Raw genomic sequence first — 22,315 nt, forward strand, 5'->3', positions numbered from 1 at the left:
CCGGCGCGCCACCACGGGAAAGGCCAGGACCCGATCAACTCCTGATCGAATCCTGGCCTAATCCTGAGGTTGGTCAGCCCCGTTCGGGGTCAGTCCATATGGGCGGGCTCCAGCGGGTTGTGCGCCGACCCGACGACGTGCACACGCATGTCGTTGGTGGAGCCGGCCACTCCGGGAGGGGAGCCGGAGATCACGATGACCTTGTCGCCGATCTGCGCCTTGCCGAGCCCCAGGAGGATGTCGTCGACCTGCACCATCATCTCGTCGGTGTGGGTCGCGCGGGGCACGAGGTAGGACTGCACGCCCCAGGTGAGCGCCATGCGGTTGCGGATGGCGGGCGACGGGGTGAAGCCGAGCACCGGGATGCTCGAGCGCAGCCGGGTCATGCGGCGCACGGAGTCGCCCGACTCGGTGAAGACGCAGAGGTACTTCGCGCCGACGAAGTCGGCCACCTCCGCCGCGGCCAGGGTGATCGCCCCGCCCTGCGTGCGGGGCTTGGTGCCGAGCGGCTGGATGCGCTCGAGGCCGTGGTCCTCGGTCGACTCGATGATGCGCGCCATCGTCTGGACGGTGATCACGGGGAACTCACCCACGCTGGTCTCGCCGGAGAGCATGACCGCGTCGGTGCCGTCGAGGACGGCGTTGGCGCAGTCGGAGGCCTCCGCTCGCGTCGGGCGCGGGCTCGAGATCATCGACTCGAGCACCTGCGTGGCGACGATGACGGGCTTCGCCATCCGACGACAGAGCTCGACCGCACGCTTCTGCACGATCGGGACCGCCTCGAGGGGCAGCTCGACGCCGAGGTCGCCGCGAGCGACCATGATGCCGTCGAAGGCGTCGATGATCTCCTCGAGGTTGTCGACCGCCTGCGGCTTCTCGATCTTGGCGATGACGGGGACGCGACGTCCCTCCTCGTCCATGATCTTGTGGACGTCCTCGATGTCGGCGGCGTTGCGCACGAAGGAGAGGGCGATGTAGTCGGCGCCGAGCCCGAGGCCCCAGCGCAGGTCGGCGATGTCCTTCTCGCTCATCGCGGGCACGTTGACCGCGACGCCCGGGAGGTTGATGCCCTTGTTGTTGGACACCGCGCCCGGCACCTCGACACGGGTGCGCACGCGCACGCCGTCGGTGTCGATGACTCGCAGAGCCACCTTGCCGTCGTCGATGAGGAGGGGGTCGCCGGGCTTGACGTCGTCGGGCAGGCCCTTGAACGTCGTGGAGGAGATCTCCTTGTTGCCGATGATGTCCTCGGTGGTGATGGTGAACAGGTCGCCCTCGGCGAGCTCGTACGGTCCGTTCTCGAACTTGCCCAGCCGGATCTTCGGCCCCTGGAGGTCGACCAGCACGGCGACGGCACGACCGGAGTCGTCGGCCGCCTGACGCACGTTGGCGTAGACCGCCTCGTGCACGTCGTAGCTGCCGTGGCTGAGGTTCATGCGGGCGACATCGACGCCCGAGTCGATGATCGATCGGATGGTGTCGTAAGTGAAGGTGGCGGGACCGAGGGTGGCGACGATCTTCGCGCGTCTCATATCGGTGTTGCTCCGCTTTCTGCGCCTTGCGGCGCAATTGGTGTGGTGGTGGTTGTGGTGGTGTCGAGCCTGCGGCCGGGATGGTCTAGACCGCGATGGCGCGATCGGTGGGCTTGACGGGAAACGGGAGCTCGGTCTCTCCCTCGAGGTAGCGGTCGACCGCCGAGGCCGCGGCGCGACCCTCGGCGATGGCCCACACGATGAGCGACTGACCGCGTCCGGCGTCGCCTGCGACGAAGACGCCGGGGACGCTCGACTGGTAGTCGCCGTCGCGCGTCACGGTGCCGCGCTCGAAGCGCGTGCCGATCTGGTCGACGAGGCTCTCCTCCTCTGCGCCGGTGAACCCGAGCGCGAGGAGGACGAGGTCGGCCTGGATCTCGTACTCGGTGCCGGCCTTCGGGACGCGGCGTCCGTCGACGTACTCGGTCTCGGCCACGCGCACGGCACGCACCTCGCCGGCGTCGTTCGAGAGGAACTCGACGGTCGAGGCGAGGAAGACGCGCTCGCCGCCCTCCTCGTGCGCGCTGGCGACCTCGAACAGGTTCGGGGTCGTCGGCCACGGCTGCGTCTCGGGACGCTCGCTCGGCGGCTGCTTGCCGATGGCGAGGTTCGTGACCGAGAGGGCGCCCTGGCGGTGCGCCGTGCCGATGCAGTCGGCGCCGGTGTCGCCGCCACCGAGGACGACGACGTGCTTCCCCTCTGCCGTGATCTGCCCGAGGAGGTCGTCGCCCGCACCGGCCTTGTTCTGCTGGACGAGGTACTCCATCGCGAAGTGGACGCCGTCGAGGTCGCGGCCCGGGATCGGGAGATCGCGCGGCACGGTCGCGCCGGTGCAGACGATGACCGCGTCGTAGCGGGCGCGCAGGTCGTCCCACGAGATGTCCTTGCCGATCTCGATGCCGGCGCGGAAGCGCGTGCCCTCGGCCATCATCTGGTTCAGACGCCCCTCGAGGTGCTTCTTCTCCATCTTGAAGTCGGGGATGCCGTAGCGCAGCAGGCCGCCGATGCGGTCGTCGCGCTCGTAGACGGCGACCGTGTGGCCCGCGCGGGTGAGCTGCTGGGCGGCGGCGAGGCCCGCAGGGCCGGATCCGACGACCGCGACCGTCTTGCCGGTGAGACGCTGCGGCGGGTGCGGCTGGACCCAGCCGTTCTGGAACGCCTGGTCGATGATCGAGACCTCGACCTGCTTGATCGTCACGGCGGGCTGGTTGATGCCCAGCACGCACGCGCTCTCACAGGGCGCAGGGCACAGCCGACCGGTGAACTCCGGGAAGTTGTTCGTGGCGTGCAGACGCTCGATGGCCTGACGGCCCTCGTCGCGCCAGGTGAGGTCGTTCCACTCGGGGATGAGGTTGCCCAGCGGGCAGCCGTGGTGGCAGAACGGGATGCCGCAGTCCATGCAGCGTCCGGCCTGCCGACGCAGCTGCGTGCGGTCCTGGTCCTCGTAGACCTCGCGCCAGTCCATCAGACGCACCGAGACCGGGCGTCGGGCCGGGAGCTCGCGCTCGGGTACCTTCAGGAAGCCCTTCGGGTCAGCCACCTGTCACCTCCAGAATCCGTCCCCACACGATCTCGCCGTCGGGGTCGAGCCCCTCTTCGACGGCCGTCTGGCGTGTGGCGAGCACCGCGGCGTAGTCGCGCGGCAGAACCTTGATGAACCTCTGCACCGTGGCGTCGAAGTCGGCGAGCATCCGGGCCGCGAGAGCGGACTCGGTCTCGGCGACGTGACGCTCGAGCAGGTCGCGCACGATCTCGATGTCGGCGCCGCCGAGCGGGAGCAGCTGCAGCTCCCCCGACGCCAGCGAGTCGGCGTTCACGCGCTCCTCGCGGAGGTCGTAGACGTACGCGGTGCCACCGGACATGCCGGCGCCCAGGTTGCGTCCGGTCTGACCGAGGATGACCGCGAGGCCGCCGGTCATGTACTCGAGCGCGTGGTCGCCCACGCCCTCGACGACCGCGGTGGCACCGGAGTTGCGGACCAGGAAGCGCTCCCCCACGATGCCGCGGAGGAACATGCTGCCCTGGGTGGCGCCGTAGCCGATGACGTTGCCGGCGATGACGTTGCGTTCGGCCGGGAACACCGATCGGCGGTCGGGACGCAGGACGATCTGACCGCCCGAGAGGCCCTTGCCGACGTAGTCGTTCGAGTCGCCCTCGAGGCGCAGCGTGATGCCGTGCGGGACGAAGGCACCGAACGACTGTCCGGCGGAGCCCTTCAGCGTCACCGTGATGGTGCCGTCGGGCAGCCCCTGCTCTCCGTGGCGCTTCGTCACCTCGTGGCCGAGCATCGTGCCGACGGCGCGCTCCGTGTTGCGGATGGGGAGCTCGATCGAGACCGGCTCACCGTGGTCCAGCGCGCGGACCGCCTCGTGGATGAGGCGGACGTCGAAGTGGTGCTCGAGCTCGTGGTCCTGGCTGCGGGCGTTGCGCCGCGGCTCGTCGTCGCCGAACGCGGGACCGGCGAGGATGGGCGACAGGTCGAGCCCGTCGGCCTTCCAGTGCTCCACCGCCGCGTCGACGTCGAGCATCTCGTGGTGGCCGACCGCCTCGTCGAGCGAGCGGAACCCGAGCTCGGCGAGGTACTCCCGCACCTCCTGCGCGATGAACTCGAAGAAGTTGACCACGAACTCCGGCTTGCCGGAGAACCTCGCGCGGAGCTCCGGGTTCTGCGTCGCGACACCGACGGGGCAGGTGTCAAGGTGGCAGACGCGCATCAGGATGCAGCCCTCCACCACGAGAGGCGCGGTCGCGAAGCCGAACTCCTCGGCACCCAGAAGGGCGCCGACGACGACGTCGCGGCCGGTCTTCATCTGACCGTCGACCTGGACGACGACACGGTCACGCATGCCGTTGAGCATGAGCGTCTGCTGCGTCTCGGCGAGGCCGATCTCCCAGGGGGTGCCGGCGTGCTTGAGCGAGTTGAGCGGGCTCGCGCCCGTCCCGCCGTCGTGGCCCGAGACGAGGACGACGTCGGCGAGCGCCTTCGTCACGCCCGCGGCCACCGCGCCGATGCCGTTCTGGCTCACCAGCTTCACGTGGACGCGCGCGGCAGGGTTGGCGCGCTTGACGTCGAAGATCAGCTGCTTGAGGTCCTCGATGGAGTAGATGTCGTGGTGCGGCGGCGGGGAGATGAGGCCCACGCCGGCGGTGGCGTGACGCGTGCGCGCCACCCAGGGGTACACCTTCGTGGGCGGCAGCTGGCCGCCCTCGCCGGGCTTCGCACCCTGCGCCATCTTGATCTGGATGTCGTCGGCGTGGGTGAGGTACATGCTCGTCACCCCGAAGCGGCCCGAGGCGACCTGCTTGATCGCGCTGCGGCGGGTGGGGTCGAGGAGGCGGTCGACGTCCTCGCCGCCCTCACCCGTGTTCGACTTCGCGCCGAGGCGGTTCATCGCGATGGCGAGCGTCTCGTGCGCCTCCTTCGAGATGGAGCCGTAGCTCATCGCGCCGGTCGAGAACCGCTTCACGATCGACTCGACCGGCTCGACCTCGTCGATCGGCACGGCGGGGCGGGCCCCGGTGCGCAGCTTGAACAGCCCGCGCAGCGTCATGAGGTTCTCGGCCTGGTCGTCGACGAGCTTCGTGTACTCGCGGAAGATGTCGTACCGGCGGTTGCGGGTGGCGTGCTGCAGCCGGAACACCGTGTCGGGGTTGAACAGGTGCGGCGGGCCCTCGCGGCGCCACTGGTACTCGCCGCCCACGGCGAGCGGCTCGTGGGCGACCGTCGCGCCGTCCTCCGGGTACGCCGCACGGTGGCGAGCGGCGCTCTCGGCGGCGATGACGTCGATGCCCACACCGCCGAGCTTCGAGGACGTGCCGGTGAAGTACTCGTCGACGAACTCGGGGCTGAGGCCCACGGCCTCGAAGGTCTGAGCGCCCGCGTAGGACGAGACCGTGGAGATGCCCATCTTCGACATGATCTTGAGCACGCCCTTGCCGAGCGCCTTGATCAGGTTCTTGACCGCCTTCTCCGGCGTGACTCCAGTGATGACGCCGGAGCGGACCTGGTTCTCGACCGTCTCCATGGCCAGGTACGGGTTGACCGCCGAGGCCCCGTAGCCGATGAGGAGCGCGACGTGGTGGACCTCGCGGACGTCGCCCGCCTCCACGATGATGCCCACCTTCATCCGCGTCTGACGGCGGATGAGGTGGTGGTGCACCGCGGCGAGCATGAGCAGCGACGGCACCGGGGCGAGGTCCTTGTTGGAGTCGCGGTCGGAGAGCACGATGAACTGCGCGCCCTCGTCGATGGCGCGATCGGCCTCGGCGCACATCGCGGCGATGCGGTTCTGCATCGCCTTCGGCCCCTCGTCGACCCGGTAGAGGCCGCGGATCGTCGTGGTGAGGCGCGAACCGGGCGACGGGTCGATGTGCTGGATCTTCGCCAGCTCGTCGTTGTCGATCACCGGGAAGTCGAGCACGACCTGACGGGTGTGCTCGGGGGTGGCGTCGAGCAGGTTGCGCTCGGGGCCGAGGCCCAGACGCAGGCTCGTGACGACCTCCTCGCGGATCGAGTCGAGCGGCGGGTTGGTGACCTGGGCGAACTGCTGCGCGAAGTAGTCGAAGAGCAGACGCGGGCGCTCCGACAGCACGGCGATCGGCGTGTCGGACCCCATCGCGCCGAGGGGCTCGGCGGCGTTCCTCGCCATCGGCGTGAGCAGGATCCGCACCTCCTCCTCGGTGTATCCGAACGTGCGCTGGCGACGGGTCACCGAGGCGGGGGTGTGCACGATGTGCTCGCGCTCGGGCAGGTCGCGCAGGTTGATGCGCCCCTCGGCGAGCCACTCGCCGTAGGGCTCGGCGGCAGCGAGCTCGGCCTTGATCTCGTCGTCCTCGATGAGGCGGCCCGCGGCCGTGTCGACGAGGAACATCTTCCCGGGGCGGACCCGGCCCTTGCGCACGACGGTCGAGGGGTCGACGTCGGGCATGACGCCGATCTCGCTCGCCAGCACGACGAGTCCGTCGTCGGTGATGAGGTAGCGCCCGGGGCGGAGCCCGTTGCGGTCGAGCGTCGCTCCCGCGAGGGTGCCGTCGGTGAAGATGAGCGCGGCGGGGCCGTCCCACGGCTCCATGAGCATCGAGTGGTACTCGTAGAAGTCGCGGCGAGCCGAGTCGAAGTCGGTCTGGTTCTCCCACGCCTCGGGCACCATCATCATCACCGCGTGCGGCAGCGACCGGCCGGCGAGCGTGAGGAGCTCGAGCGTCTCGTCGAACGAGCCCGAGTCGGACAGGCCGGGCGTGACGATCGGGAACAGCGGGTCGAGGTCGCCGAGGACCTCCGACTTCAGCTGCGACTGACGGGCACGCATCCAGTTGCGGTTGCCCTGCACCGTGTTGATCTCGCCGTTGTGCGCCATCATGCGCAGCGGCTGCGCGAGCGGCCACGACGGGAAGGTGTTGGTCGAGTAGCGCGAGTGCACGAGGGCGAGCTTCGACGCGAACCGCTCGTCGGAGAGGTCGGGGTAGAACGGCTCCAGCTGGAGCGTCGTGACCATGCCCTTGTAGGTGAGCGTGCGGCACGACAGCGACATGAAGTACAGCTCGAGCTCGTGCTCGGCGCGCTTGCGCAGCCGGTACGTCTGCCGATCGAGCGCGATGTCGGAGAGCGTGGCGCCGGATGCGGTGGTGCGGCGCGACTGCACGAACAGCTGGCGGATCACCGGCATGGCCTGCCGCGCGAGGCGGCCGAGCTCGTCGGGGCGGACGGGGACGTCGCGCCAGCCGAGGATCTCGAGGTCCTCCTCGTCGGCGATCTCGGCGAAGCGGCTGAGGACCGCCTCCCGTGCCTCGTCGTCGACGGGCAGGAACGCGTTGCCGACGGCGTAGCGGCCGACGGCCGGCAGCTCGAAGCCCGCCACGGCGCGCAGGAACACGTCGGGGATCTGCGTGAGGATGCCCGCACCGTCGCCGGTGCCCGCATCCGACCCCACCGCGCCGCGGTGCTCGAGGTTGCGGAGGGCGTCGAGCGCCGTGTCGATGATGTCGTGACCCGGCGTGCCGCGGAGCGTCGCGACCATGGCCAGACCGCAGGCGTCCTTCTCGGAACGCGGGTCGTAGAGCCCCTGGGCAGACGGCAGAGCGCTGAAGGGCGGGCGCTGGAGATGTTCGGCCATAGAGAACCGTCCTCTACGTGTGACTAAGGAACTGGGACGCCGGTGGCCCATGGAAGTGGTGCTGGTGCGGCCTGGGCGAGTGTGCTCAGGGTGCTCGTTCGTCGGACCTGGTCGGTCTGCGGGCCTGCCGAGGGCGGCTGGCTCAGGACTTCGCTCCGACTTCACTTGTGGCGCTCGGTTCGATCGTCTCGTTCTCGGTGGCTGCGGGAGCCTCCTCGCCCTCGAGCTCTTCATCCGTGTACGTGTTCGACGAGTCTACCTCAGCCGAGGGCGGTACCCACTCGGCGCCGGGACGGTAGGGGCTGGGCTCCAGTCCCTTGTGGCGACGCGTCTGCACGACGATGATCACGATGCCGACCAGGATGGCGAGCCAGGCGCCCCAGACGTTGGAGCGGACGCCGAAGATGATCTCGCTCGGGTCGACGCGGATGGTCTCGAAGTACGAGCGGCCGAGGCCGTACCAGATGAGGTAGACGCCCCAGAGCTTGCCCCACTGGAGGGTGAGCTTGCGCTCGAGGAGGAGCAGCACGGCGACGCCGAGCAGGTTCCAGATGATCTCGTACAGGAACGTGGGGTGGAACAGCGTGCCCTCGGGCAGGCCGGCGGGGAACGCCGGGTTGCTGAACTCGATCTCCAGGCCCCAGGGCAGCGTCGTGGGCTGGCCGAAGAGCTCGTGGTTGAAGTAGTTGCCGAAGCGGCCCGCGGCCTGGGCGACGAGCATCGCGGGGGCGATCGCATCGGCGAAGGTCCAGAAGCGGATGCCGGAGAGACGGCAGCCGATCCAGGCGCCCACGGCGCCGCCGACGAGCGAGCCGAAGATCGCGATGCCGCCGTTCCAGATGCGGACGACCTCCCACGGATCGGCGCCCTCGTAGAAGTAGTCGCCCGGATGGGTCAGCACGTGCCAGACGCGCGCGCCGATGATGCCGAGCGGCACGCACCACAGCACGATGTCGAGGATCACGCCCGGCTCGGCCCCGCGACGCGTCAGGCGGCGCGACGCGATGATGATCGCGAGGACGATGCCGACGAGGATGCACAGAGCGTACGTGCGGATGTCGATCGTGAACGGAAGGTTCCAGCCGAACGTCGACGACAGCCACGCCGTGATGTTGAGTCCCTGCCACTCGACGGGCGGGCTCGGGATGCTGAGCGGTGTGAGCACCTGGTGCGTGACCTTTCGTTCCGCGGGCAGGCCGACACGCGGTGCGCGCGACCTCGACGATTCTAGCGACAGACCCCGAGCGCTCGATGACGCCTACCGAGCCGCTCGACGACGCGGGGCCGACGGCCGCCGGAGGGGAGGGACGCTCTAGCGCCCCGTGCCGGCGGCGAGCCGGGCGCCCAACTCGGCGACGGCGGGGACTCCCCCGTCGGCCAGGGCCTTCACGAACACCGAGCCCACGATCGCGCCGTCGGCGTACGTGAGGATCTCGGCGATCTGCTCCGCCGTCGAGACCCCGATGCCCACGCACGCCGAGTCGGCGCCCTGCTCGCGCAGCCGCGCGATGAGCGTGCGCGCCGCAGCGTCGAGGTCCTCTCGGGCACCGGTGATGCCCATCGTCGACACCGTGTAGACGAACCCGCGGCTGTTCTCCACGGCCAGGCGGAGGCGCTCGTCGGTGGACGTCGGCGCGGCGAGGAACACCCGGTCGAGCCCGGTGCGGTCGCTGGCGGCGAGCCAGTCGGCGCCCGAGTCGACCGTGAGGTCGGGCGTGATGAGACCTGCGCCCCCCGCGGAGGCGAGATCGTCGGCGAAGCGGTCGACGCCGTACTGCACCACGGGGTTCCAGTACGTCATGAGCAGGACCGGTGCGTCGACCCTGGACCGGATGCGCTCGACCGCGGTGAAGGCGTCGCGGATGCGGAAGCCGCCCTCCAGCGCGACCTGCGTCGCCGCCTGGATGACCGGGCCGTCCATCACCGGGTCGGAGTACGGCAGGCCCAGCTCGAGCACGTCGACGCCGTTCTCGACCAGAGCCACGGCCGCGTCGACGCTCGCGTCGAGGTCGGGGAAGCCCACGGGGAGGTAGCTGATGAGGGCGCCGTCGCGGTCGCGCTTGGCGGCGGCGATGGCCTCGTGGACGGGCGACAGGGCGGTCACGACTGCACGCTCCCCTCGTCGAGCACGTCGAAGTAGCGGCCGGCGGTCGCGACGTCCTTGTCGCCGCGACCCGACAGCGAGACCAGGATCGTCGCATCCGGACCGAGCTCTCGGCCGAGGTCGATCGCCCCGGCGAGGGCGTGCGCCGACTCGATGGCGGGGATGATGCCCTCCGTCGTGCAGAGCAGGCGGAACGCGCTCATCGCGGCCTCGTCGGTGATGGGACTGTAGGTCGCTCGTCCGATCGAGGCGAGCCAAGCGTGCTCCGGGCCGACGCCCGGGTAGTCGAGACCGGCGGAGATCGAGTGCGATTCCATGGTCTGGCCGTCCTCGTCCTGGAGGACGAAGCTGCGGGATCCGTGGAGGACGCCCGGGCGGCCCTTCGTGATGGTGGCGGCGTGCCGGTCGGTGTCGGCGCCGAGCCCCGCGGCCTCGAAGCCGTACAGGCCCACCGAGGTGTCGTCGAGGAAGGCGTGGAAGATGCCGATCGCGTTCGATCCGCCGCCGACGCAGGCGGCCACCGCATCCGGCAGCGCGCCGGTCAGCTCGAGCATCTGGGCTCGGGCCTCCTCGCCGATGACCTTCACGAAGTCGCGCACCATCACCGGGAACGGGTGCGGTCCGGCGACCGTGCCGATGAGGTAGTGCGTCGACTCGACGTTGGCGACCCAGTGGCGGAAGGCGTCGTTCAGGGCGTCCTTCAGGGTGCGGGTCCCCGTCGTGACGGGGATGACCTCGGCGCCGAGCAGGCGCATCCGCGCGACGTTGAGCGCCTGGCGTTCGGTGTCGACCTCGCCCATGTAGACGACGCACTCCATGCCGAAGAGGGCGGCGGCCGTGGCGGTCGCGACGCCGTGCTGGCCTGCACCCGTCTCGGCGATGAGGCGCGTCTTGCCCAGTCGCTTCGCGAGCAGGGCCTGACCGAGCACGTTGTTGATCTTGTGCGACCCTGTGTGGTTGAGGTCCTCCCGCTTGAGGATCACCCGGGCGCCGCCGGCGTGCTTGGCGAAGCGCGGCACCTCGGTGAGGATCGACGGCCGGCCCGTGTAGGTGCGGTGCAGCTCCGCCAGCTCCTCGTGGAACAGGGGGTCGAGCTTGGCGGTCTGGTAGGCCTCGTCGAGCTCGTCGAGCGCGGCGATGAGCGACTCGGGCATGAAGCGCCCGCCGAAGTCGCCGAAGAACGGGCCCACCTCGCTGCGGAGGGAGGGCGTGACCTCTGGACTGGTCATGAGACGGTGAACTCCTCGATGGCGGTGACCGGGTCTCCCCCGGTCACGAGAGCCTCGCCGACGAGGACGACGTCGGCTCCGGCGGAACGGTAGTGGGCGACGTCGGCGGGGGTCTTGACCGCCGACTCGGCGACGCGGATGGTGCCCTCCGGGATCCGGTCGGCCAGGCGGCCGAACAGGTCGCGGTCGAGCTCGAACGTCGACAGGTTGCGGGCGTTGACCCCGACCAGACGGGCTCCGAGATCGGCGGCGCGTGAGACCTCCGTGGCATCGTGCGTCTCGACGAGCGGGGTCATGCCGAGCTCGAGGATGAACGTGTGCAGCCTGGCCAGGGTCTCCTGGTCGAGGGCCGCGACGATGAGGAGGACGAGATCGGCCCCGGAGGCCCGCGCCTCGAGCACCTGGTACTCGGTCGCGATGAAGTCCTTGCGGAGCACGGGCACGTCGACGACAGCACGCACCGCCTCGAGATCGGCGAGCGACCCCTTGAAGCGGCGGCCCTCGGTGAGCACGCTGATCGCGCTCGCCCCGCCCTGCGCGTAGCGGGCGGCAAGACCCGCGGGATCGGCGATGTCGGCGAGGTCACCGCGGGACGGGCTCGCGCGCTTGACCTCGGCGATGACCTTGATGCGCTCGGCGGGCGCGAGGAACGACAGCGCGTCGAGCGCCGGGGCGGCGGCGAGCGCACGGCGCTCCACCTCGGCCTGCGGCGCGGACTCCTGTCGCCGGCTCGCGTCCTCGAGCGCTCCGGCTACGAGTTCGGCGAGCACGTGGGTCAGTGGCCCTTCTGCGCGACCCGCGCGCCGCCGACGCCGAAGCCGGCCTTGGAGAGGATCCAGCCGAGCAGCGCGCCGACCACGACGATCGCGACCGCGGCCCAGACGAGCCAGACGATCGCGAAGAAGAAGGCGACGGTGCCGACGGCGAAGCCGACGAGCATCACGACGACGGCGGTCCAGGCGGCGGGAGAGTTGCCGTGGCCGGGTTCTTCGATCTCTGCGCTCATCTGTTGCATTCCTTCTCGTGGGGAGTCCTCCCAGTCTAGCGGGAGCACTCGGAGGGGCCTCGACGCCGGAGGCGACGTGTGGTCGCCCGGATGCTGCGATCGCTGCAGCACCCGTCGTCTCAGCGTGTGGGGTCGTCTCAGCGTGTGGGGTCGTCGCCGCGGGTGAGGTCGTCCCAGTCGTCGACCGCCGCATCCGAACGCTCGCGTCGGGTCGCCTTCGGCGCGGGAGCGGTGGACCCCTCGTCGAAGAAGTCGCCCGGGTCGGTGCTCCTCGCGCCGCTCGCATCCTCGAAGACGACGGCCTGATACCTCCTACCGGATGCGGGCCAGCGCCGCACGGTGATGATGACGAGGAGGCCGGCCACGAGCATGAGGGCCCCGGAGACGATGGCGGCGGCGGGCCAGACGGTGACCTCGTAGCCGGCGATGAGAGCCCGGACGGAGCTGGATCCGGCGACTCCGGTCGTCGTGGTGACGCTGGACGCGCCGGCCGCGACGGGGTCGGCGGCCGCGGCGACCGAGGACCACAGCACGCTCGCACCGAGCACGAGCTCCAGGACGCCGAGCACGAGGCGCACCACGGGGCCCGCGATCGCCAGCGCGCCGGCCAGCGCGATGCCCGCCAGCGACAGCGCGGACAGCGCGGGCGCGGCGACCGACCCCGGCACGGTGATCGAGGCGGCGATCGACTCGCTGCCGCTCAGCTCGAGCGTCGACCAGGTCTGCGACCAGGCGAGGAAGCCGAGGGCGCTCGCCACGAGGACGGCGAGGATGGTGAGCAGCTTGATCCGCCGTCCGGAGCTGCGTGTCGGGTCGTCCTCGGCCGCCGCCCCGGGCGCCGTCGCGTCGGAGTCGGTCATCCGGCCACCCGGGTCATCGCGTTCGCGACGGCCACCGCGCGCAGCGGTGCGGCCGCCTTGTTCTGCGACTCCTCGAACTCGAGCTGCGGCACGGAGTCGGCGACGAGACCGCCGCCCGCCTGCACGTGCGCGACCCCGTCGCGGATGGTCGCGGTGCGGATCGCGATCGCGAGGTCGGCGTCGCCGCCGAAGCCGAAGTAGCCGACGACGCCGCCGTAGAGGCCGCGCTGGGCGGGCTCGAGCTGGTCGATGATCTCGAGCGCACGCGGCTTCGGCGCGCCCGAGAGGGTGCCCGCCGGGAAGGTGGCCCGGAAGACGTCGATCGCGTCGACGCCGTCGCGGAGCTCGCCCTCGACGCTCGAGACGATGTGCATGATGTGGCTGAACCGCTCGACCCTCATGAACTCGGTGACCTCGACGCTGTCGGCGCGGCACACCTTGAGCAGGTCGTTCCGGGCGAGGTCGACCAGCATCAGGTGCTCGGCCTTCTCCTTCTCGTCACCGAGCAGCTCGTGCTCGAGGTCGACGTCGTCCTGGACGGTGCGGCCGCGAGGGCGTGATCCGGCGATCGGATGCGTGTGGGCGCGGCCCGACTGCACCTTCACCAGGGCCTCGGGGCTCGATCCGACGATGTCGTAGCCGGCGCCCGAGGCGTCGATCATCGTGAGCAGGTAGAGGTACGGGCTCGGGTTGAGCGTGCGGAGCACCCGGTAGACGTCGAGCGGGCTGGCCGTACACTCGAGGTCGAACCGCTGCGAGATCACCACCTGGAAGATGTCGCCGTCGCGGATGTACTCCTTCGCCTCGTCGACGGCCGTGAGGAAGTCCTCCCGCCTGGTGCGGCGCTCGGGCTCTCTCACCACGGTCATGTCGACCTCGTCGAGGCGGGCCTCGGCGGGCTGCGCGACGGCCGCCTGCAGGCGGTCGAGCCGGGCCTGCGCGTCGTCCCAGCCGTCGACATCCGGGTCGTCGTTCAGGACGGCGGCGATGAGCTGCACGGTGCCGCGCTGGTGGTCGACGACGACGAGCTCGGACACGAAGGCGAGGCCCTGGCTGGGCAGCGCGAAGTCGGCGGGCGGAGCGTCCGGGAGGTGCTCGAGCTGGCGCACGGCCTCCCAGCCGATGAAGCCGACGAGGCCTCCCGTCAGCGGAGGGTGCCCCTCCAGGTCGGGCGTGCTCCACTGCGAGTACAGGGCCGAGAGGGCCGAGAGGGGTCCCTCGGGCATGCCCGACGGGAACGCCCTGGCCTGGCTGAGACCCAGGTCGATCCAGCGCGCGGCGCCGTCGTCCTCAGTGAGGATGCCGAAGCTCGACGCGCCGACGAAGGAGAAGCGCGACCAGACGCCGCCCTGTCCGGCCGACTCGAGGAGGAACGTGCCCGGTCGGCCGTCGGCGACCTTCCGGTAGAGGCCCACCGGGGTCTCGCCGTCGGCGAAGAGCTCCCGGATGACCGGGATCAGCCGGTGCTCGGGCCGGAGGGCGTCGAACTCCTCGCGTGTCGTGGTGGAGCTCACGAGGGCTCCCCCGCACCGCCGACGACGACCTCCAGCGGGTCGACGTCGAAGCAGCGACGAGCGCCGGTGTGGCACGCCGGGCCGATCTGGTCGACCTGCACCAGGAGCGTGTCGGCGTCGCAGTCGAACGCGGCCGACTTCACGTACTGCACGTGGCCCGAGGTGTCGCCCTTCCGCCAGTACTCCTGACGGGAGCGCGACCAGAACGTGGTGCGCCCCTCGGTCAGCGTGCGGCGCAGCGCCTCGGCGTCCATGTACCCGAGCATCAGCACCTCGCCGGTGTCGTGCTGCTGGATGACCGCGGGCAGGAGCCCGTCGGCGCCGAACGTCGCTCGTGCGAGCACCTCGTCGGTCTGGATCCCGGTCATCGTACGGTCACCCCGTCCTTCCTCAGCTCGTCCTTCACCTCGGCCACGGTCATCTCCTTGAGATGGAACACCGAGGCGGCGAGCACCGCATCCGCCCCTGCCGCGACGGCCTCGGCGAAGTGCCGCGCGGTGCCGGCACCGCCCGAGGCGATCACCGGGACGGAGCTGAGCTCGCGCATCGCCCGGACCAGCTCCAGGTCGAACCCGTCCTTCGTGCCGTCGGCGTCGATCGAGTTGACCAGGAGCTCGCCGGTGCCGCGCTCGATCGCCTCACGCGCCCAGGCGAGGGCGTCGAGGTCTGTCTCGCGGCGGCCGCCGTGGGTGGTCACCACGAAGCCGGACGGAGTGCGCTCGGACCGCTTCACGTCGAGCGAGAGCACCAGCACCTGCGCGCCGAAGCGGTCGGCGATCTCGTCGATGAGGCCCGGGCGCGCGATGGCGGCGCTGTTGACCCCCACCTTGTCGGCGCCGCTGGCGAGCAGCCTCGCGACGTCGTCGTTGCTCCGCACGCCGCCGCCGACGGTGAGCGGGATGAAGACCTGCTCCGCCGTCTTGCTCACGACGTCGTACATCGTGGCCCGCTCGTCGACGGTCGCCGTGACGTCGAGGAACGTGATCTCGTCGGCGCCCTGCTCGCCGTACAGGGCCGCCAGCTCGACGGGGTCTCCGGCATCGCGGAGGTTCTCGAAGTTGACGCCCTTGACGACACGGCCGCCGGCGACGTCGAGGCACGGGATGACGCGGACGGCGAGCGACATCAGATCCTCGCCGCGTGGATGGCGCTGACCAGGATGGCGCGGGCGCCGGCGTCGTACAGGGCGTCCATCACCTGGTTGGTGTCGGCGCGCGGGACCATCGCCCGCACGGCGACCCAGTCGGGGTCGGCGAGCGGGGAGAGCGTCGGCGACTCGATGCCGGGGGTGAGCGCGATGGCGGCGTCGAGGTGGTCGCGGTGCACGTCGTAGTCCATCAGGACGTACTCCCGCGCGACCAGGACGCCCTGGAGACGGCGCAGGAGGGTGTCGGCGCCCGGGCGCTCGGTGCCGTTCGAGATCAGGACGGCGGTCGACTCGAGGATCACGGGCCCGAAGATCTCGAGGCCGGCCTTGCGCAGGGTGCCGCCGGTGGAGACGACGTCGGCGACCGCATCCGCGACCCCGAGCCGCACGGCCGACTCCACGGCGCCGTCGAGCTTGACGAGCGTCGTCGTGATGCCGTGACCGGCGAGGAAGGCCCCGACGAGCCCGGGATAGCTGGTGGCGACCCGGAGGCCGGAGAGGTCCGCGAGCTCGATGCCCGCGCCGGAGGGCCGGGCGAAGCGGAAGGTCGAGTCGCCGAACGACAGCTCGGCCACCTCCTGCGCGCTCGACTCGGAGTCGAGAAGCAGGTCACGGCCGGTGATGCCCACGTCGAGGGCCCCCGATCCGACGTAGGTGGCGATGTCGCGAGGACGGAGGTAGAAGAACTCGACGTCGTTACGGGCGTCGGTGAAGACGAGCTCGCGGGAGTCGCGACGGCCGGAGTAGCCGGCCTCGGCGAGCATGCCGGCGGCGGTCTCGGACAGCGAGCCCTTGTTGGGAACGGCGATCTTGAGCATGGTGGGGTCCTTCGCTGGAGGATGTACGTCAGTCGCGGATGCGGTCGCGCCGCCGACAGGGCGGCCGCCGATCACAGATGTCGGTACACGTCCTCCGTGGACAAGCCCTTCGCGAGCATGAGCACCTGCAGGTGGTAGAGCAGCTGGGAGATCTCCTCAGCGGTCTCCTCGTCGGACTGGTACTCGGCGGCCATCCACACCTCGGCGGCCTCTTCGACGATCTTCTTGCCGATGGCGTGCACGCCGGCGTCGAGCTCGCGGACCGTGCCCGAGCCCTCGGGGCGCGTCACCGCCTTGTCGGTGAGCTCGAGGAACAGCTCGTCGAAAGTCTTCACGCGACAAGGCTACTAGGAGTGCGAGTGCTCTCCGGCCAGGGTGCGGAGCCGCTCGACCTGCTCTGCCGCCACCTCGGCGCCGAACACGCTCGACCCGGCCACGAAGACGTCGGCGCCCGCCTCGGCGGCGATCCCGATGGTGTCGTCGTTGATCCCGCCATCGACCTGCAGCCAGATGTCGAGGTCACGGCGGCCCACCTCGTCGCGCAGGGCGCGGAGCTTGGGCATCGTCGACTCGATGAAGCTCTGACCGCCGAAGCCCGGCTCCACCGTCATCACGAGGAGCATGTCGAGCTCGGGCAGGAGCTCGTAGAACGGCTCGGCCGCGGTGCCGGGCTTGATCGCCATGCCCGCGCGGGCGCCTCGGTCGCGCAGCGCCCTGGCGAGGGCACGGGGGTCGGCTGCGGCCTCGGCGTGGAAGGTGACCGACGCGGCCCCGGTCTCGGCGTAGGAGGGCGCCCACCGGTCCGGATCGTCGATCATGAGGTGCACGTCGAGCGGGATCGGGCTCACCTCCTGCAGCCGGGCCACGATGGGCAGTCCCAGCGTGAGGTTGGGCACGAAGTGGTTGTCCATGACGTCGACGTGGGCCATGTCGGCGTTGGCGATGCGACCCAGTTCCGCCTCGAGGTTCGCGAAGTCGGAGGCCAGGATGCTGGGGTTGATGCGGAGCGTCACACCTCGACCCTAGCTGGCTCCCCCTCTTCCACGTCGGGACGCCGCTCCTGCACATCCGTGCGGGGCAGGACGCTCCGTCCACAGATGCGGTCGGTGCCCTCGAGATGTCGTCCCGCCGCCGCCACCATGATCGGCATGACACTCATCGACGACTCCCCCGCCTCCCTCCCCGTGGCCGACGACGAGCTCCGCGGCTTCCTCGACGACCTGATCGGCGTCGCGGTGCGCGAGCAGCTCTGGATCCTGTACTTCGATGACGACGACGTCGTCATCCCGGTGATGACCCCGATTGACGACATCCCCCTCGGCGACCCGCGACGCGTGCTCCGACCGGTCTCCCGCTTCATCGGCGCGACCGCGACGCGTGTCGGCGCGGCCACGGTGGCGCTGGTCTGGGAGGAGCCCCGGGGCGACGAGAGCCGACCGCCGTCGAGCGCCGACGCCGCGGTGTGCGCGGCCCTCCTCGACGAGTGCGGTGTGCGCGTGCGCGGCCAGTTCCGCAGCACGGAGTCGGGTGTGAGCGAGGTCCTCAGGGCCTGACCACATCGCGACAGGGTCGACCAGGAGATCAGAGGCGGCGGAACAGCGTGATGAACATCGCGTCGGTCGCGTTGCGGTGGGGCCAGAGCTGCACCGACGGCGACCGGGCGCCGAGCTCGATCGACCCTCCGGTGACGCGCTCCACGACCTCCTGCGCATCCAGCTGCTCGATCCCGTCGCTCCAGCGGCGCAGGAGCCCGCGCACCTGGGCGCGGGTCTCGGCGACGTGGGGCGAGCAGGTGACGTAGGCCAGCAGGCCCCCGGGCTTCAGCGCCGTGATCGCCGAGTCGAGCAGCCTCTCCTGCAGGGAGGCCAGCTCGGCGAGGTCGCCGGGCTGCTTGCGCCAACGGGCCTCGGGCCGGCGACGGAGGGCGCCCAGTCCGCTGCACGGGGCGTCGACGAGGATCCGGTCGAACGACGCGGGCTCCCGCTCGCCGAGGACGGTGCCGTCGAGCTCCAGCACCTCGGGCCTCGCCGGCAGCGCGGCGACGGCGTGTCGCACCAGACCCGCTCGAGCGTGCACAGGCTCGTTGGCCACGAGGACGGCGCCGCCGAGCTCGGCCTCGGCGCCCAGGAGCGCGGTCTTGCCGCCCGGCCCCGCGCACAGGTCGAGCCATCGCTCGCCCGCCTCGACCGGGCGCGCCCGGCTCAGAGTGAGGGCCGCGAGCTGCGAGCCCTCGTCCTGGACGCGCGCCGTGCCGGCGGCGACGGCGGGCGAGGCGGCGGGATCGCCGGCCGCGGCCAGCGCGGCGATCGGCGAGACCCCCGTGGGCGTGGCGCCCGGGAGATCGTGGACGTCCGACAGGCCGGGCAGCGCCACGAGGGTCACCCGGGGAGGCAGGTTGTCGGCGGCGAGCAGCTCGCGCAGCTCCGACTCGATCGACTCGTCGTCGCGCCCCGTGGCGTCGGCGGCGAGAGCCCGTCGGAAGGCCCGGACGACCCACTCCGGGTGCGAGAACTCCGCGGCGAGGCGATCGTCGTGGTCGGTCGCGTCGTCGAGCACGAGCCGACGCCACTCCTCGGCGTCGCGGCGGGAGATCCCGCGCAGCACCCCGTTGACGAAGCCGGTCGCCGAGCGCGACGCGACCTCGCGCGCGAGCTCGACCGATTCGTTGACCGCCGCGTGCGTGGCGGTCCGGAGCGTGAGGAGCTGGTGGCAGCCCAGCTCGAGCACGTCGAGCACGGCGGGGTCGATCTCCGAGGTCGGCCGGTCGGCGGCCAGGGCGATGACGCGGTCGTAGTAGCCGCGCATCCGGAGCGTGCCGTACGTCAGCTCGGTGGCGAGACCGGCATCCGGGCCGGACAGCCCCGCCTCGCGGATGCGCTGCGGCAGCAGCAGGTTCGCGTACGCGTCGTCGACGCGGACGGCCCGCAGGACGTCGAGGGCGATGCGGCGCGCGGGCTGCACGCGCACCGGCAACGGAGGCGTGCGACGGCTGCGGGGGCGCTCTCGGGGGCTCATCGCACCACCTCGAGGGTCTCGGCGGAGACCCCGCGCCACCAGTCGGCCGCGCGCATCGGGCGCTTGCCCGCCGGCTGCACCTCGAGGAGCTCCAGCGGGTCGTCGGCGGTACCGGCGAGGATCCGCTTGCCGTCGGCGCGGACCGTGCCGACGGGAAGGGCCGGATGCTCGCGGAGCGGGGCGCAGTCGAGCACCTTGAGGCGCGTGCCCTCCAGGTCGAGATGGGCGCCCGGCTCCGGAGTCACGCCGCGGAACCGGGAGTAGACGGTCTCGGCGGGCTGCGTGAGGTCGAGCCGACCGTCCTCCAGCCCGAGCTTCGGGGCGTAGGTGCCCTCGCCCTCCTGCGGGCGGGCGACGGCCGAGCCGGCCGCGATCGCCGCGACCACGTCGTCGAGCAGGGCGCCGCCGCTCACCGCGAGGCGGTCGAGCAGCGTGCCCGCCGTCTCGTGCGCGGCGACCGGGGTCCGCAGCGTGGCGAACACCGGCCCGGCGTCCAGCTCGGCGACGAGCTGGAAGACGCTCGCACCGGCCTCGCGGTCGCCTGCGATCAGGGTCCACTGCACCGGGGCCGCTCCCCGCCACCTCGGCAGGTCGGAGAAGTGGAGGTTGATCCACCCGTGCTCGGGCGTGCTGAGCAGCGGTTCGCGGATCAGACCGCCGTAGGCGACGATGACGCCGAGCTCGGGCCGGAGCGCCGCGATCCTGCCGGTGACCGCGTCGTCGAGTCGGTTGGCCTTCAGGACGGGGAGCCCCATGCTGAGAGCGGCCTCGGCCACCGGCGACGGCGTGAGCACGCGCTTCCGGCCGACCGGAGCATCCTCCCTGGTGATCACCGCCGCGACCTCGTGCGCGGCGGCGAGCAGCTCGAGGCTGGGCACTGCGACCGCCGGCGTACCAGCGAACACCAGTCTCATTCCATGATCTCCGAATCGTCGAGTCTGACCTTGAGCGTCGGCGGCGGGGAGAACGATCCCCCGGTGCGGCGGCGCCGCCTGGTGGCGTTCTTGATGACGAGCGCCCTGAGATGCCGAGCGACGGCGGCGCCGACGGCATAGTCGAATCGTATGACGGCTCGCTCCACGCCGTCTCCGAGAGGCACCGGACCGAGCACGTCGACCTTCGGCGACTCGGCGGGGTCGAGGAGACCCCTGAGGTCGGCGAGCGTCGCGCCGACGGCGTCGGGAGCGCCCGTCACGGTCGCCAGGCGCACGGCCGGCGGGAAGCGGAGCGCCCGGCGATCGGTCAGCTCCTGCCGTGCGAACCCGGGCTGCTGCCAGGTGACGAGGCTCCTGGCGAGCGGACCGCCCACGCCCACGAGCACCGTCGGAGCGCCTGGGCGGGCCAGGGCGATGGCGTTCGACCACCAGCGGAGGCAGTCCTCGGCGACGCGCAGGGACTCCCTGGCGAGCATCCGCGGCCCGTCGAGGAGGAGGACCGCGGCATAGCCGCCCGCGGCCACGGGCTCCGCTCCGCGCGTGGCCACGACGATCGCGGGCTTGCCGCCGACCTCGGTGTGCTGATGCTCTCCGTCGGCCACGATGACGCGCACACCGGGGAAGGCGCGGCCTAGCTCGTCGGCCGTGCGGGCGCTGCCGACGGCGCCGAAGCGCATCGTCGTGCCCTGGCACACCGGGCACGACCAGCGCACCGCCAGGGCTCCGCAGAGCGTGCAGGCCGCGGGCTCACCCGCTCGCGTGATCCGCAGCGGACCGGCGCAGACGGCGCAGGAGGCGGGCGTGGAGCAGGTGGCGCAGGCGAGGACGGGCGCGTACCCGGGGCGCGCGACCTGGATGAGCACGGGCCCCTCGGCCAGGGCCTCCTTCGCCGTCCGCCACGCCGCGGTCGGGATGCGTGCGGCGTTCGTGGGAGCGTCGGCGTCGCCGAGCTCGGCCGTGGGCACCACGCGCGGCAGGTACCGGGGCGTCGGTCCCACCTGTCTCAGGAACCCGAGCTCGACGAGACGCTCCACCTCGGTGCTCCTGCTGACCGAGACGAAGAGCAGCCGCGACCCCGACTGCTCCTGACGCACCAGAGCTGCGTCCCTCGCGTGGACGTAGGGTGCCAACGGCTCGGCCTGGAGGGGGTCGGAGTCGTCGACGACGACGATGAGGCCGAGGTCGCTCACCGGTGCGTAGACGCTCGATCGGTTGCCGACCACGATGCGCGGGCCGCCGTCGAGGGCCGTGAGGAAGGCCGCATAGCGCTCCGCCCGCGCCTGCCTCGCATCGAGCCGGACGACCGACTCCGCGAGGCCGAGCCAGTCGAGAGCGTTCTCGAGGACGAGCTGGTCTCGGTAGTCGGGCACCGCCACGATCACCGACTCCCCGCCGGCGTGGACGGCGGCGGCCGCCTCCGCCGCTGTCAGCGCCCAGTGCGGGACCGTCACCTCTTCGGACCGGGGCTCCCCCGGCGCCGACGGGTCCTGCGGACCGCCCGTCGACGTCGCCTCGAGCTGGACGACGGTCGGCTTGGCCTCGAGCGCGGCTCGGGCCCCCGGCTCCAGAAGGGCTCGGGTGTCGGCGAGGGAGTATCCGGTGAACGTCCGCTCCTCGGACCCCGCCGGCGGATCCGCCGGGACTTGCGCGCGCGGCGGGACCCCGTCGGACGCCGCGGCCGGGTCGACGGCGGCGGCTCGCGCGGCGACGTGGGCCTTCTCCACCCGCACGAACCGCGGAGGCACCGCGAGGCGCACGATGTCGCAGGCGCTCCCCGCCGCCCGATCGGCCAGACGCCGGGCGAGTCGCCACACGTCGGGCGTGAGCACGGGCAGCGGCGAGATGACCTCCTCGAGCTCGCTCAACGAGCCCTCGAAGTCGCTGACCGGGGCCGTCTCGATGATGTAGCCTCGAGCGCTCCGGCCGGCGGACCGCAGCGGCACCTTGACGCGCACACCCGGTCGCGCCTGGGCGCGCATCGACTCGGGGACGAGATAGTCGAAGAGACGGTCGAGCTGCGGGAGCGGTGACTCGATCATCAC

19 protein-coding genes are annotated in these 22,315 nt (G+C 71.4%); 1 reads left to right on the top strand and 18 read right to left on the bottom strand.

The annotated features are described in order from the left end of the window. Positions 1-89 precede the first annotated feature (89 nt). The 15 genes from pyk to rpe all read right to left on the bottom strand — a co-directional run bounded on the left by pyk (position 90) and on the right by rpe (position 17,336). Positions 90-1,532 carry a pyruvate kinase gene (gene pyk, locus IEX69_RS02280; protein ID WP_085019518.1) on the bottom strand — a complete coding sequence of 481 codons (1,443 nt, stop codon included), beginning with the start codon at positions 1,530-1,532 and terminating at the stop codon, positions 90-92. A gap of 85 nt (positions 1,533-1,617) precedes the next feature. Beyond that, complete coding sequence (locus IEX69_RS02285; protein ID WP_085019519.1) at positions 1,618-3,072, bottom strand: glutamate synthase subunit beta; 1,455 nt, start codon at positions 3,070-3,072, stop codon at positions 1,618-1,620. Then, positions 3,065-7,645, bottom strand: a complete 4,581-nt coding sequence (gene gltB, locus IEX69_RS02290) for a glutamate synthase large subunit (protein ID WP_085019520.1) — start codon at positions 7,643-7,645, stop codon at positions 3,065-3,067. The genes IEX69_RS02285 and gltB overlap by 8 nt, the downstream gene beginning before the upstream one ends. Before the next feature lie 142 nt (positions 7,646-7,787). Next, positions 7,788-8,810, bottom strand: coding sequence for a prolipoprotein diacylglyceryl transferase (lgt, locus tag IEX69_RS02295; protein ID WP_085019521.1), 1,023 nt, complete (start codon positions 8,808-8,810; stop codon positions 7,788-7,790). Between the two features lie 147 nt (positions 8,811-8,957). Next, positions 8,958-9,740, bottom strand: coding sequence for a tryptophan synthase subunit alpha (gene trpA, locus IEX69_RS02300; protein ID WP_085021436.1), 783 nt, complete (start codon positions 9,738-9,740; stop codon positions 8,958-8,960). A 5-nt stretch (positions 9,741-9,745) separates the two neighbouring features. After that, positions 9,746-10,978 (bottom strand): tryptophan synthase subunit beta, encoded by a 1,233-nt coding sequence (gene trpB, locus IEX69_RS02305; RefSeq protein ID WP_085019522.1) that lies wholly within the window; start codon positions 10,976-10,978, stop codon positions 9,746-9,748. Beyond that, positions 10,975-11,748 (bottom strand): indole-3-glycerol phosphate synthase TrpC, encoded by a 774-nt coding sequence (gene trpC, locus IEX69_RS02310; protein ID WP_085019523.1) that lies wholly within the window; start codon positions 11,746-11,748, stop codon positions 10,975-10,977. Before trpC ends, trpB begins: the two co-directional genes overlap by 4 nt. 5 nt (positions 11,749-11,753) lie before the next feature. After that, a complete protein-coding gene (locus tag IEX69_RS02315) occupies positions 11,754-11,984 on the bottom strand; it encodes a DUF6704 family protein (protein WP_085019524.1) in 231 nt (76 codons plus the stop codon). A gap of 137 nt (positions 11,985-12,121) precedes the next feature. After that, positions 12,122-12,844: a Trp biosynthesis-associated membrane protein gene (locus tag IEX69_RS02320; protein WP_085019525.1), complete on the bottom strand. Its 723-nt coding sequence runs from the start codon at positions 12,842-12,844 to the stop codon at positions 12,122-12,124. After that, positions 12,841-14,358: an anthranilate synthase component I gene (locus IEX69_RS02325; protein WP_085019526.1), complete on the bottom strand. Its 1,518-nt coding sequence runs from the start codon at positions 14,356-14,358 to the stop codon at positions 12,841-12,843. Before IEX69_RS02325 ends, IEX69_RS02320 begins: the two co-directional genes overlap by 4 nt. Further along, entirely contained in the window at positions 14,355-14,726 is a 372-nt protein-coding gene (gene hisI / locus IEX69_RS02330) for a phosphoribosyl-AMP cyclohydrolase (RefSeq protein ID WP_085019527.1), read from the bottom strand. The genes IEX69_RS02325 and hisI overlap by 4 nt, the downstream gene beginning before the upstream one ends. Continuing rightward, positions 14,723-15,484 (bottom strand): imidazole glycerol phosphate synthase subunit HisF, encoded by a 762-nt coding sequence (gene hisF / locus IEX69_RS02335; protein WP_085019528.1) that lies wholly within the window; start codon positions 15,482-15,484, stop codon positions 14,723-14,725. The genes hisI and hisF overlap by 4 nt, the downstream gene beginning before the upstream one ends. Continuing rightward, positions 15,484-16,323: an ATP phosphoribosyltransferase gene (gene hisG / locus IEX69_RS02340; protein WP_085019529.1), complete on the bottom strand. Its 840-nt coding sequence runs from the start codon at positions 16,321-16,323 to the stop codon at positions 15,484-15,486. Before hisG ends, hisF begins: the two co-directional genes overlap by 1 nt. A gap of 71 nt (positions 16,324-16,394) precedes the next feature. After that, a complete protein-coding gene (locus tag IEX69_RS02345; protein WP_085019530.1) occupies positions 16,395-16,658 on the bottom strand; it encodes a phosphoribosyl-ATP diphosphatase in 264 nt (87 codons plus the stop codon). Between the two features lie 12 nt (positions 16,659-16,670). After that, positions 16,671-17,336 (bottom strand): ribulose-phosphate 3-epimerase, encoded by a 666-nt coding sequence (rpe, locus tag IEX69_RS02350; protein ID WP_085019531.1) that lies wholly within the window; start codon positions 17,334-17,336, stop codon positions 16,671-16,673. 135 nt (positions 17,337-17,471) lie between these two features. On the opposite strand from rpe, the gene IEX69_RS02355 reads away from it, so the two are divergent. Then, positions 17,472-17,876 (top strand): hypothetical protein, encoded by a 405-nt coding sequence (locus tag IEX69_RS02355; RefSeq protein ID WP_085019532.1) that lies wholly within the window; start codon positions 17,472-17,474, stop codon positions 17,874-17,876. Positions 17,877-17,904: 28 nt separating this feature from the next. Here the strand turns inward: IEX69_RS02355 and IEX69_RS02360 are convergent, their stop codons facing one another. Genes IEX69_RS02360 through IEX69_RS02370 form a run of 3 tightly spaced genes read right to left on the bottom strand, consistent with a single transcriptional unit; the run spans position 17,905 to position 22,312 of the window. After that, a complete protein-coding gene (locus IEX69_RS02360) occupies positions 17,905-19,338 on the bottom strand; it encodes an RsmB/NOP family class I SAM-dependent RNA methyltransferase (protein ID WP_085019533.1) in 1,434 nt (477 codons plus the stop codon). Further along, positions 19,335-20,252, bottom strand: coding sequence for a methionyl-tRNA formyltransferase (fmt, locus tag IEX69_RS02365; protein ID WP_085019534.1), 918 nt, complete (start codon positions 20,250-20,252; stop codon positions 19,335-19,337). Before fmt ends, IEX69_RS02360 begins: the two co-directional genes overlap by 4 nt. Then, positions 20,249-22,312 carry a primosomal protein N' family DNA-binding protein gene (locus tag IEX69_RS02370; protein WP_174604436.1) on the bottom strand — a complete coding sequence of 688 codons (2,064 nt, stop codon included), beginning with the start codon at positions 22,310-22,312 and terminating at the stop codon, positions 20,249-20,251. The genes fmt and IEX69_RS02370 overlap by 4 nt, the downstream gene beginning before the upstream one ends. Between the last annotated feature and the right edge of the window lie 3 nt (positions 22,313-22,315).

This window comes from Cnuibacter physcomitrellae (genome assembly GCF_014640535.1).
Lineage (GTDB): Bacteria > Actinomycetota > Actinomycetes > Actinomycetales > Microbacteriaceae > Cnuibacter > Cnuibacter physcomitrellae.